Annotated in this window: 11 protein-coding genes and 4 tRNA genes; 2 read left to right on the top strand and 13 right to left on the bottom strand. The window is 68.9% G+C overall.

From position 1 onward, the window contains the following. The 13 genes from BSZ36_RS04335 to BSZ36_RS18835 all read right to left on the bottom strand — a co-directional run. Positions 1–241 (bottom strand): GTP-binding protein (locus tag BSZ36_RS04335; RefSeq protein WP_245837460.1); only part of this gene is annotated, 241 nt, incomplete at its 3' end. 66 nt (positions 242–307) lie between these two features. Further along, positions 308–379, bottom strand: a tRNA-Thr gene (locus tag BSZ36_RS04330). A 33-nt stretch (positions 380–412) separates the two neighbouring features. Next, positions 413–488, bottom strand: a tRNA-Gly gene (locus BSZ36_RS04325). A gap of 53 nt (positions 489–541) precedes the next feature. After that, a tRNA-Tyr gene (locus BSZ36_RS04320) sits at positions 542–624 on the bottom strand. Between the two features lie 42 nt (positions 625–666). After that, positions 667–739: transfer RNA gene (locus tag BSZ36_RS04315), tRNA-Thr, on the bottom strand. 75 nt (positions 740–814) lie between these two features. After that, entirely contained in the window at positions 815–1,465 is a 651-nt protein-coding gene (locus BSZ36_RS04310) for a DedA family protein (RefSeq protein WP_094546366.1), read from the bottom strand. Next, complete coding sequence (ispF, locus tag BSZ36_RS04305) at positions 1,462–1,971, bottom strand: 2-C-methyl-D-erythritol 2,4-cyclodiphosphate synthase (RefSeq protein WP_094546364.1); 510 nt, start codon at positions 1,969–1,971, stop codon at positions 1,462–1,464. The genes BSZ36_RS04310 and ispF overlap by 4 nt, the downstream gene beginning before the upstream one ends. Positions 1,972–2,038: 67 nt before the next feature. Then, positions 2,039–2,749, bottom strand: a complete 711-nt coding sequence (ispD, locus tag BSZ36_RS04300) for a 2-C-methyl-D-erythritol 4-phosphate cytidylyltransferase (protein WP_094546362.1) — start codon at positions 2,747–2,749, stop codon at positions 2,039–2,041. Positions 2,750–2,780: 31 nt separating this feature from the next. Then, positions 2,781–5,252, bottom strand: coding sequence for an HD family phosphohydrolase (locus BSZ36_RS04295; protein ID WP_094546360.1), 2,472 nt, complete (start codon positions 5,250–5,252; stop codon positions 2,781–2,783). Positions 5,253–5,424: 172 nt separating this feature from the next. After that, positions 5,425–5,994, bottom strand: a complete 570-nt coding sequence (locus BSZ36_RS04290; RefSeq protein ID WP_094546358.1) for a hypothetical protein — start codon at positions 5,992–5,994, stop codon at positions 5,425–5,427. 72 nt (positions 5,995–6,066) lie between these two features. Further along, positions 6,067–6,471, bottom strand: a complete 405-nt coding sequence (locus BSZ36_RS04285; protein WP_094546356.1) for a hypothetical protein — start codon at positions 6,469–6,471, stop codon at positions 6,067–6,069. A gap of 139 nt (positions 6,472–6,610) precedes the next feature. Then, positions 6,611–8,818 (bottom strand): ComEA family DNA-binding protein, encoded by a 2,208-nt coding sequence (locus tag BSZ36_RS04280; RefSeq protein ID WP_094546354.1) that lies wholly within the window; start codon positions 8,816–8,818, stop codon positions 6,611–6,613. Between the two features lie 2 nt (positions 8,819–8,820). Beyond that, the gene (locus BSZ36_RS18835) at positions 8,821–9,660 is read right to left on the bottom strand and encodes a hypothetical protein (RefSeq protein WP_179271016.1); all 840 of its coding nucleotides are present in this window, start codon (positions 9,658–9,660) and stop codon (positions 8,821–8,823) included. A 55-nt stretch (positions 9,661–9,715) separates the two neighbouring features. Between BSZ36_RS18835 and porD the strand changes: the two genes are divergently transcribed. Then, positions 9,716–10,615 (top strand): type IX secretion system protein PorD, encoded by a 900-nt coding sequence (porD, locus tag BSZ36_RS04275; RefSeq protein WP_179271015.1) that lies wholly within the window; start codon positions 9,716–9,718, stop codon positions 10,613–10,615. A 143-nt stretch (positions 10,616–10,758) separates the two neighbouring features. Continuing rightward, positions 10,759–11,244, top strand: coding sequence for a 6,7-dimethyl-8-ribityllumazine synthase (gene ribH / locus BSZ36_RS04270; protein WP_094546350.1), 486 nt, complete (start codon positions 10,759–10,761; stop codon positions 11,242–11,244). The last annotated feature ends 14 nt before the right edge of the window (positions 11,245–11,258 follow it).

Here is an 11,258-nt window from a genome sequence, read left to right as displayed (position 1 = left end):
CCACGTGCGCGTAGTGCCGCGCCTCCGTCTCGTACTCCACGTGCGCCGTCGCGATCGTGATGCCGCGCTCCCGCTCCTCGGGCGCGTTGTCGATCTCGTCGAACCCCTTCGCCACGCCGCCCGACTTCTCGGCGAGCACCTTCGTGATCGCCGCCGTCAGCGTGGTCTTCCCGTGGTCGACGTGGCCGATCGTGCCCACGTTGACGTGGGGCTTCGTCCGCTGGAATTGCTCCTTAGCCATGGTGAGCAGCGAGCCGGGCTCGCGAGTAGTGCTGGTTCAGAGAGAGAAAGACGCCTCTGGCGTCAGAGCCTCCTCCGGGAATTGAACCCGGGACCCCTTCCTTACCATGGAAGTGCTCTACCGCTGAGCTAAGGAGGCGAAGATGAACGCGGCGGGCGGCAGCCACGGTCATGGGGCGGGAGACGGGACTCGAACCCGCGACCACAAGCTTGGAAGGCTAGTGCTCTACCAACTGAGCTACTCCCGCGCGCGCCTCTGGCGGGACCCGGGGGTCACCGCCAGAGGCGAAGCGCGTATACGTGGGCAGGGAAGGATTCGAACCTCCGTACTCGTGAGAGAACAGATTTACAGTCTGTCGCCTTTAACCGCTCGGCCACCTGCCCAAACAAAAAAGAACATTCCGCTCCGCCAGAGGCGGCTCGGAGAGCTGGCGGAGGGACTCGAACCCCCGACATGCTCATTACAAATGAGCTGCTCTACCAACTGAGCTACGCCAGCAGCGTGTGTCAAACGGAGCGCGAAAGTACGGAGCCGCCGGATCGCGAGTCAACGTGTGCGGGCGGCGCCCGGCGCTTATGGGGGTGTCTTCTCGGTTTCTTGGGGTGCGGCGCGTCGGCCCCTCCGGCCTCGTACCCACCGCACGGCTCCGATGAGCACGATCCCGCCGACCAGCGCCGTGATGACTTTGCCGTACGTCCCGAGCGCGTTCAGCACGATATCCCATCGCGTCCCCACCCACGAGCCAGCCGCGACGAGAAGCGCGCACCACAAGAGAGCGCTGAGCGTCGCCCAGATGGTCGTCCGGAGAACAGGCAACCGCGACGCGCCAGCGAGTAGCGAGACCACCGACCGACCGCCTGCCAGAAACCGGTTCGCCACCACGACGCCCATCCCCCATCGTTTCAGCCACCGCTCGGCCGCCGCCAGAGGCCCGCGCGGGATCCACCGCAAGCGCGTGGGATCGGCGATGGCTTCGTCCAGCCTGTGGCCGACGGCGTAGAGCGTCATAAACCCCAGCGAGCCGCCGAGCGTCGCGATGGCGACCGTGGGCACGAACGCGATGGTGCCGATGCCGACGAGCCAGCCGCAGAGCACGATCAGTGTGTCTCCCCAGATGGGCGGCACGATGTTCTCCAGGTACGAGACCGCGAAGAGCACGCCGTAGATGCCCAGCGGAGGCAACGCCGCCAGCCAGTCCGCGAGCCCCTGGACGGATTCCATCATTCGCCTCTGGCGCCAGAGGCCCCGGTGCCCTCGTACTGAGGCAAGAGGAGCGCGACGGCGTGCGCGGCGGCGCCTTCGCCGGAGCCGACCCAGCCCATCCCCTCCCCCGTCGTCGCTTTCACCGAGACGGCGTCGAGGTCCACGCCCATCGCGTCGGCCAGCCTCTGGCGCATGGTATCGATGTGGGGGCGGAGCTTGGGCGCTTGTAGCACGACGGTAGAGTCCACGTTGCCCACGCGCCAGCCTCTGGCACCGATGCGGCGCACGATCTCGCGCAAGAGGCCAATGCTGTCGGCGTCCTTCCACTCGGCATCGGTATCCGGGAAGTGCGCGCCGATGTCTCCCATTGCGGCGGCGCCCAGGAGCGCGTCCGTAATGGCGTGCGCGAGCACGTCGGCGTCCGAGTGCCCGTCGAGGCCGACCTCCGATGGGATCTCGACGCCTCCGAGGACGAGGCGGCGGCCTTCTTTCAGGCGGTGAACGTCGTAGCCGTGGCCTATGCGCATATCCGATGGGTGTGTGGCGGGGACAGGAATCACGCCAGAGGCGGCCTCTGGCGCAAGAGGGAAGCGCCTACATCTCGCGGTGCGCCCAGAGCGCCCGCGCGAGGAGCCAGTCTGAGGGCCGCGTCAGCTTGATGTTGCGCTCGTCGCCCTCCACGAGCGCCACCGCCGCGCCCGTCCGTTGCAGCACGCCGACCTCGTCGGTCGCGGTCCAGCCCTCCCGTTCGGCGCGTGCGAGCGCATCGGCCAGAACTTCGCGACGGGAGCCCTGCGGCGTTTGCATCCGCCAGAGGCCCTCGCGGTCCACGGTCGCCTCGAACCGGCCGCTGGCGCCGCGCCGGAGCGTGTCGGCCACTGGAACGGCGAGCGCCGCGGCGCCAGAGGCGCGAACCGCCTGGATCACGGCCTCGATGTCCTCCGCTCGCACGAACGGACGCACCGCATCGTGGACGAGCACGATGCCGACCTCGTCGGGCACATGCGCGACGCCTCTGGCGACCGATGCCTGGCGCGTCGCGCCGCCCGCGACGACGGCTTTGAGGGCGTCCGCCAGAGGGGCGTCTTGCGACAACAGCTGACGGACGGGCTCCACTTCCTCCTCCCCCACCACGACCACGAGCCCCGTCACCCCAAGCGCGGAGGCCAGCGCGCGGAGCGTGTGGACGAGAACGGGCGCTCCGTCCAGTTCGCGGAATTGCTTCGCAGGATCGCCTGCCTCGCCGCCCATCCGCGAGCCGACGCCCGCAGCGGGCACGACGGCCCACGTCTGATCTGTCGTCATCTCGGACTTAGGGGGTGAGGCGCAAGAGGCGCTAGCTCATCGGTTGCTTGCCCAACCCTTCGGCCTCTGGCGGGGCGGTCGGGAGCGGGGCATCGTCTGGGACCGAGACGTCCAGCCCGGCCTCTTGCGGAGGGGCCTTGTCGGGGTCCGGCGGAGGCGCGCTCTCGTCTTCGCTCTCCTGACCGGGGTACTTCACGCGGAAGTGGTAGATGCCGCAGAGTAGCGTGTGGAACGTCTCGCGGATCTTGGCGAGGTCCGAAAAGGTGAGGTCGGTATCGTCGAGTTGGCCGTCGGCGACGCGGGAAGCGAAGATGGCCTCTACGAGCGAGCGGAGGCGGCGCGGGTTTGGCTTCTGGAGCGAACGCGAGGCCGCCTCCACGGAGTCTGCGAGCATCACGATGGCCTGCTCGTTCGTCTGCGGGCGCGGGCCGGGATAGCGGAACTCTGCTTCCTTGACCTGATCAGCGTCGTCGCCAGCGGCCTCCTTGGCCTTGCGGTAGAAATACTCGATCAAGCCCGTCCCATGGTGCGTGCCGATAAAGTCCAGGACCACCTTCGGGAGCTTGTTCTCGCGGCCGAGTTCGAGCCCGTCTTTGACGTGCGCCGCGATCACGATCGCGCTCATCGACGGCTTCAGCTTTTCGTGCGGGTTCTCGCCGGGCTGCTGGTTCTCAATGAAGTACTCGGGCTTGAGCATCTTCCCGATGTCGTGGTAGATCGCGCCCACGCGGGTGCGCAGCGCGTTCGCGCCGATGGCGTCGGCGGCGGCCTCGGCAAGGTTGGCGACCTGGAGCGAGTGGTTGAATGTGCCCGGAGCACGCATCGAGAGCTCCTTCAGCACGGGCCGGTTCGTGTCCGAAAGCTCCAGAAGCGTGATATCGGTCGTCACGCTGAACCCGCGCTCGATGCCTACGAGGATGGGCCAGACGAGGAGCAGCAAGACCGCGTTGATGCCCGCAGCGAGGAGTTCGTAGACCAGCCGGTCCCCGAACGGGTCGGCACGGAGCAGCGCGTAGGCGAAGATGACGAGCGCGTAGGCGAGGAACACCACGCCGCCGGAGGCCAGGAGCTGCGTCCGGTTTTTGACGTCGCGGACGGAGAACACGCCGAGCAGGCCCGCAAAGATGGTTGCGAACGCGATCTCGAAGTTGCCGCCGAAGATCAGACCCGCCAGAAGCCCGAGCGAGAGCGTCGCGAAGGCGGCCACGCGGCTGTCGTAGACGATCGCCATCAGGATGGAGACGAGCGCGACGGGGACCGCAAACGGCGCCGCCGAAAGGCCCACCACGCCCGCGATCCAGAAGCCGACAAGCACGAACCCGATCAGCAGCGCGACGAGGATCATCTGACGCAGGTCGTCGAAGATGCTCTCGCGCAAGAGGTAGAGGTAGAGGAAGAACAGCGAGAGCGCGGCGAACACGAGCAGGATCCTGCCGATGACCGTTCTAGGGAAGCTCCGATCCCCGGTGCGGGCGCGTTGCGCGATGTTGAGCGAGCGGAGCTGCTCGTACTGCGCGTCTGTCACCACGTCGCCGGTGCGGATGATGCGGGTGTTTTCTCGCACCTGCCCCCGGTTGGGCTGCACTTCGCTCAAGCGCTCCGCCCGCCGGCGCTCCGTGGCCTCGGCCTGGTAGATGTAGTTGGGCTCGAACGTGCGGCGGAAAAAGGTCATCCCGATGTCCACCGTATCCGGCCGCCCGGGCGCAACAGCGCGAAGCGAGCTCTGCGCGAGCGCAAATGCCTGGAGCTTGCCGACCACCTCGGCGAGCGGTACCTCGCTCTCGGTCCGCACGGCCGGGTCCACGTTGCGGACCACGAGGGTGCTCGCCAGAACGTCGTCGCGCGGCACGTCCAGCACGCCGCGGGTGAGGAGCTCGCGGCTGAGCCGCCCGGCCTCCCCTAGTAGGCGGTCATCCAGCGGCAGACCCGCTTCCTGGCCTCTGGCGTGGGCGTACGCGCTGCTTACCAGCCAATCAAGTTGCTGGTTGGTGAGGCCGCCACCCAGGTCCGCACGGAGCGCGAGGTAGCGCAGGCTATCCGTCTGAGCCGCCAGGTCCGGTCCGCCAGAGGTGCGCACGGTGCGCCAGCGGACGTAGGCGGCAAACGTGGAGTCCAGCCGCGCGTCCAGGGAATCGATCTTCGCGAGGGTGTTGTCCAACGCGTTCACGCGCTCGACGAAGATCGGCGGCTCCGCCCGTGCGACGGAATCGCGCTGGGCCTCCAGTTCCTCTTCCGGCAAGCGCACCGCGAAGTCGAACGGGGCGACAACGTCGTCGCGCGTCCAGACTTCGCCGACGCGGGCCGTGCCGTCGTAGACGGAGATCCGGGGGAACGCCAGCAGGGCGAGCACGCCGAGGCCGAGCAGCAGCGCCGCCCGCCAGAGGACGGCCTGGCGCGTCAGGCGTTGCGCGTCGTCGTCGGACGGGCGCTTCTCGATCTTGAGGGCACCGCTGCGGCGGCGGCCGGGCTTGGGGCCCAGCCCGAGGCGGTCTTGGATTCCCACGGGTGGTCGGATGGCGTGGCGCTAAGATCCGGCATTCCCGCGACGCGTGCCGCCGACTCTCGCCAGAGGCCTCTGGCGTGACGCGGAGCGCCGGGTGCAGGACTCCAGCTGCGGGCTCCTACGGTGTGGCCGTCTGCGCTCTAAAGAAGCCGCGCGCCCGGCCGCTTGCCCTTTACCGGGACGCTTGCTGAGGCGGGACCGTTTTGGCGCTTACGCGAATGCCTCGGGCGATGCCATCCAGCAAAGGCGGAACCGCCGCGATCACGCCTGCGGGCGCCGAGACATGAACGGACCAGAACACCTCACCGCGCTGCACGAAGTAGACGCGGCCGATCGTCTCGCCCCCCGCGATCTCAAACGCGGCGCCGGGCCCGAACGCGAGGTCCTCGTCTGGCACCGCGCCCGTCGGGCGGAGCCCGTAGTAGCCGCTGGCGACCTGCCCGCGCCGCCACCGCTCTTGCATCAGCGGGTTGAGCCCTACGACGCGCTCCACCACGACGACCGTTCCCGCCAGAGGCGCGGCAGTGGCTTCCCAGCGGTAGGTGGCGCGGCCGGGCAGCGTGGCTTCGTTGACCGCGTGCGTGCCGTCCCACCCCGCGGGGAGGCGTACGCGGAGCTCTGTCAGTTCGCTGAAATACACCACCGCCTCTGGCGTGGTGGTCTGCGCCTCCGCTAGCGAGGGCGCTGCGGTGAGCGCGGCCAGGACGACAAGCAGAGTCAGAAACGGAGTAGAGGTGCGCATGGCGGACCCAGGGAGTGCCTCCTCGGTATCGGCCGGCGGCGGGGGCGCTAAAGCGGCCCTTGGCGCCAGAGGCTACCCGCGCGTCGCCGTCACCCGGTCCGGGCCCTCCTCCTTGACCACGTGGCAGCCATCGTCCGCCAGCACGAAGCGCGCCGAGGCCCGCACGCCCTCGCCCGACGCTGTGAACGCAACGGGGTCTCCGTCTACGCGCAGACGCCGCGCGTCGGCGTCCGTTGCGACGGTGTAGCGTCCTTGCACGCCGGCCTCTGGCGCGTCCGTCGCGCCCATCGCCACCGCCAGAGGCTGTCCGGTCCGCTCGTTGACCGACTGCGTCGAGAGGCCCTCGACCGGGCGCCCGGCGCTGTCCACGACCTCAACCGTGATCATGACGAACTCCTCGGTGCAGACGAAGGGGTCCGCAGCGGCGTCGCACGAGGCGAGGGCGAGAGCCCCCGAGAGGAGAAACAAGCGGCGCATAGGTGGCGGGCGGTGCGGTCGCTACGCTACAGCCTCCAGCGTGCCCGCTTCAACGCCTCTGGCGTGAATCGCCCGCGCGCACGCGTGAACCGTTGCGGCCTCCTGCCGAACGGTCCGCCTCTGGCGCCAGAGGCGCGGATTAGAGCCGTGCGCGGATCTGGAGGCCCACGTCCGTCGCGCGGTTGCCGTCCACCAGGTTGTTGCCCGAGCCGATGCTGCGGCGGTCGCGGAACAGGCTCGTCCCGATCTTGCCCTGGATCTGGATGCCGTCGGTCGGCTCCAGCGTCAGCAGCGTGTAGGCGCGGGCGCCCTGCCCGTAGAGGACGGGGACAGCGAAGACGCCTGTCAGGTCGTTCTCGTAGGTGTACAGCCGCGAGGCGAAGCCGTCGGTCGAGAACAGCGTGAGGCGGGCGTCCAAGCGAAGGCCGTCGCGGATCTGCCAGCGCACATCGTTGAACAGGAGCCCACCGGTTTCGGTCGGCTCGCCAGAGGCTCGCGGCGCGAAGCGGACCACCTCAGCGCGCGTGCGGAAGCGGAGCTCGCGGTTGGCGGCCCACTCGCCCTGCACGCGGAGGGTCTGGCGCGTCTCGGGCGCGACGCCTTCGAGGATCGTCGTCGGGACGCCGCCTACAAAGTCGAGATCGCGCTCACGCGTCTCGGTCCGCGCCTGCATGTACAGACGGATCCAGCGGCGCGGGCGATGCTCCACAAACAGGAGCGCTTCGTACCCACGCGTAGGACGCGGCGTGGAAAAGCGGAGCCAGGGGAAGCGGTACTGGTCCAGATATGTGGAAATGGTCCACGTGCTGGAGGGTTTGACGCGGAGGCCGGTGTACAGCCCGGTCTCGTTCTGCCCGATCCCGTTGCGCTCGCCGAACGGGTAGCCGTGGAGCGTTGTAAAGCTGCGCGGGTAGTGCCGGCCGACCACGAGCAGGTCCGTCCCGCCGCCCAGGTCCGCCAGGAGCCCGCCCAGCCCACCGACGGCACCGCCCGGTGCCCGCGCGACTTCGGTAAAGGCTTGACCCGCACGCGTTTTCGCGTCGGCGTAGATCGAGACCATCGCGGCGTCTTGTCCCGCGAAGTCGAAGCGGTCGTCCGGGCGCTCGCCCGCCGCCAGAGGCGCGTCGAACCGTGCGGCGTAGCCGACGACGCCGATGCGGCCTTCCACGCGCGAGGTGGTCACACGGTACTCCGTTCCGCCGCCGACGATCGTCTCGCCAAGTGCGTCCTTCCGCGCGATCTCGCTTTCCGTCCGGTGCAGCCCGTCAATGCCGAGGCCGCTCACGAGGCCGCCCTGAAGCGCCTCTGGCGGGATGTCCGGGTCGGTGAGATCAAGCGAGTCCAGGCTGAAGACCGTCGCGTCCAAGCGCCGCCGGGAGGCGAAGCCGCTGGCGTAGAGCCGCGGCGTAAGCGCCACGCTCAGGCCGACGCCACGGAAGAACTGGTTTTCATCGACGGAACCATAGGGCCGAATCCCGCGGCCGTTGCGGATCGGCCCGCCCACTGCGTCCGGGCCCTTCCCGAAGCCCGCTGCGCGCCACAGCGTCAAGCCTTGCCCGTACTCCGCCACGAAATCGCCAATCACGAGCGCGTCGATGCGCCCGGCATCCAGAATCGCGAGGTGTGCGGAGGCGTAATCGTAGCCGTAGGTCTGCGTCTCGGGGTCCCAGCGGAACTGCTCGCCGGGGTCTTTTTCGAGCGTGAGGTTCAGGCTCACCTGGCGCCGATAGTTGGCCTGGATGCGGGTGTAGATCCGGTCTCGCGAGCCGGGATAGGCCCGCGTCGAATCCGGACCCTGGAAGCCCGAGGCCACATCCAGGCGGCGCTGCACGCGCTGCGTCAGCCGTGGCTCCAAGCCGCGCACAACCGTTCGAAGTCGTGGCGGCGTTGGAAAGCGCGGCGCCGCGGCGGCGCTTACGTCCAACGTCTGGCCAATCGTGAGGTACGGCCGCGCCTCTAGAAAGACATCGGACGTGAGCCCCTCCACGCTCTGGATCTCCGGGAGCGAGCGGAAGGCGCCCGTCGCCGTCCTCTGGCGCACGATCGCCGCCGCCAGGAGCCCATCGAACGCGGGGATCTGCGCGAGTTCGGAGACCGTCGCCGTGTTGATGTCGAGCGGGTTCTCGCGGAGGTCCTGGAGCAGTTCAAGAAGCACGGTCGGGTCCCCCGCCGACTCGTCCTCCAGCAACGCCTCCAGTTCATCCACCACGCCGTCCTGCGGGACCGAGGTCGTATCCGGCACGGGGTCCTGCGCCCAGGCCTCTGGCGCGAGAGCCAGGAACGCGAGGAGCACGGTCGCGAGACCGAGCCTCTGGCGCCAGCGGTCTTCAGAGGAGACAGGCGCCATGCTCAAAACCCGATCTGGAGCGAGACCGCCGGCGTGAGCCCGAGGTCTTCGTGGTGCTCCACGGCGAGATCTGCCGCCAGAGGCCCGGCGTAGATCCCCACGCCCGCCGAGAACGTCGTCGGGCCGGTGCCCACGCCTGCGCGCACCGCCAGAGGCTGCACCACGCGGGCTTCCAGCCCTGCGCGGACCGAGAGGTCACCGTCGAGGTTCTGATCGAGGTCGAGCGCGAGCAGTGCGCGGTCGCTCGGGCGGAAGGCGAGGCCGGCGGCGACACTCGGGACGGAGCCCAACGGACGCGTGAGGTCGGCCTCGGTATCGTCGAAAAAGCCGAGCGCGTTGCGGAGCGCGAAGCCGGCGCGGACGGTCGGGACCACGTCGCCTTGCACGCCGACGGAGAGGTGGAGCGAGCCCTTTGAGCCGAAGTCGTCGATGCTCACGCCGTCGTAGCCCACCGCGAGGCCAAGGGCGAGCGTGCGCGCGCTGCTGAGCGGCACCTCGCGGGCGAAGCCTGCCAAGATCCGCGTCTCGGCGTAGCCGTCGGCCCCGTAGGTGCGGCCGCTGGCGGCGAGGGTCCCCAGCGCCAGAGGCACGGACGCGCTCGCGCCCGCGATGCGGAGCCCTTCCAGTCCGTACGCCTGGCTGGCCTCTACGCCGAGTCCTCTGGCGGCGGTCGCCCACGTGGCGGGGTTGGCCTGCCCCCACGTCTGGCCACCGAGCGCGACTCCGACGCGGCCCATCGCGAGGCCTCTGGCGCCGCCTTCGGCGTACTGCGCCCGCGCAGTCTCCGCGCCGCCAGAGGCGAACGCGAGGGTCAGGGCGGCAAGGGCTAGGGCACGCAACATGGGCGCGGGCGGGTCGTTGGGGCGGCGTAGCTTTGAGAAGGTAGCCCCCTCCCCCGTGCGTCGAATCGTCCCGCTTCTGTTCGCCCTTCTGTTCGCCGGAGCGAGCCATGCCCAAGAGCTGAACTGCACCGTCCGCGTGGACCGCAGCCAGCTCAACGGCGACGAGTTCGCCTTTCTAGACGAGCTCCAGGAGGACGTCTCGCGGTACATCAACAACCGCGCGTGGACACAGGACGTCTTTCAGGACCGTGAGAGGATCGACTGCTCGATGCAGATCATCCTCAACGAGGCCGACGGGCTGAGCATCTTCAACGGCGAGATTGTTGTCCGCGCCTCGCGGCCCATCTACGGCTCCGCGCAGCCCACCCAGCTTGTCCTGATCAGCGACAACGACTGGGCGTTTACCTACACCCGCGGCCAGAGCCTCGTTTTCGACCCGGAGCGGTACGACTCGTTTACGTCGGTCCTGGACTTCTACACGTTCCTGATCCTCGGATACGACTACGACTCGTTCGCGAGTCTGGGTGGCACGCCGCACTTCGAGCAGGCCCGGCGCATCGCCGAGCGGGCGCGCTCCAACGCCGGCGCGCAGGGGTGGGGCAACGAGTTCGGCGAGGAACGGTCGCGCTACGACCTCATCCGCGAGCTTCTCGACCCGGCCTTTCTCCCGCTCCGCCGCGCGCACTTCACCTACCATTTCGAAGTGCTGGACCAGTTCCTGCTTGGTCCCGAAGACGCCTGGGACCGCGCCACTGGCGTTCTAGAGGAGCTCCACGAGCTGTTCCTCCAGTTCAACACGCGGCGCTACGCGACGGATGTCTTCTTTACGGCGAAGTACCAAGAGCTCGCCGCGCTCCTGCGCGAGGCACCCCAGCGCAGCGAGGCCTACGCCTTCCTCAGCGAGATGGACCCGGCCCACCTCTCCGAGTACGACAAGCTCGTGAGCGGTCGCTAGCCTCTGGCGCCCGAGGCCCTGTCGGTTCTCTAGGGCGGCGCGCTGTCTCTGGCGAGGCCGGCGGCGCGCTCAACTGGGGGCTCGGTCTTGCCCCGTCCGGCTACGCGGAGCGTCCGTACCTTTGGGGCGCACACCTCACGCCCATGCAGTTCGAAGGCTCCCTCGTCGCCCCCGACGGCTCCCGCTTCGCCATCGTCGCCAGCCGGTTTAACGACGCCATCGTCCGGCGACTCGTCGATGGCGCGCAAGAGGCCCTGGTCCGCCACGGTGCGGATGCGGACCTCATCGACACCGCGTGGGCGCCCGGCGCGTTCGAGCTCCCGCTCGTCGCCAATCGGCTCGCTGCCACCGGCCGCTACGACGCCATCCTTTGCCTCGGCGCTGTTATTCGCGGCGCGACGGCTCACTTCGAGTACGTCTCGGGACCCGTCGCTAGCGGTTGCGCGCGCGTGATGATGGACACAGGCGTCCCCGTGATGTTCGGCGTGCTGACTGTGGACACGCTGGATCAAGCGTGGGAGCGTGCGGGCACCAAGGCCGGAAACAAAGGCGCCGAAGCCGCCGCTGGCGCCATCGAGATGGTGCACCTGCTCCGTTCCATCGACGCGTCCGAGGGCCAGCCCTCCTAGCCCCAGCCCGCACC

The organism is Rubricoccus marinus, assembly GCF_002257665.1.
Classification (GTDB): Bacteria; Bacteroidota; Rhodothermia; order Rhodothermales; family Rubricoccaceae; genus Rubricoccus; species Rubricoccus marinus.
The sequence above is the reverse complement of the archived record's forward strand: the minus strand, read 5'-3'. Positions and strand labels throughout refer to the sequence as shown.

Excerpts from the sequence above, each read along its gene's own strand:
- BSZ36_RS04310 (WP_094546366.1), bottom strand. The coding sequence starts at position 1,465 with ATGATGGAATCCGTCCAGGGGCTCGCGGACTGGCTGGCGGCGTTGCCT.
- ispF (WP_094546364.1), bottom strand. The coding sequence starts at position 1,971 with ATGCGCATAGGCCACGGCTACGACGTTCACCGCCTGAAAGAAGGCCGC.
- ispD (WP_094546362.1), bottom strand. The coding sequence starts at position 2,749 with ATGACGACAGATCAGACGTGGGCCGTCGTGCCCGCTGCGGGCGTCGGC.
- BSZ36_RS04290 (WP_094546358.1), bottom strand. The coding sequence starts at position 5,994 with ATGCGCACCTCTACTCCGTTTCTGACTCTGCTTGTCGTCCTGGCCGCG.
- BSZ36_RS04285 (WP_094546356.1), bottom strand. The coding sequence starts at position 6,471 with ATGCGCCGCTTGTTTCTCCTCTCGGGGGCTCTCGCCCTCGCCTCGTGC.
- BSZ36_RS04280 (WP_094546354.1), bottom strand. The coding sequence starts at position 8,818 with ATGGCGCCTGTCTCCTCTGAAGACCGCTGGCGCCAGAGGCTCGGTCTC.
- BSZ36_RS18835 (WP_179271016.1), bottom strand. The coding sequence starts at position 9,660 with ATGTTGCGTGCCCTAGCCCTTGCCGCCCTGACCCTCGCGTTCGCCTCT.
- ribH (WP_094546350.1), top strand. The coding sequence starts at position 10,759 with ATGCAGTTCGAAGGCTCCCTCGTCGCCCCCGACGGCTCCCGCTTCGCC.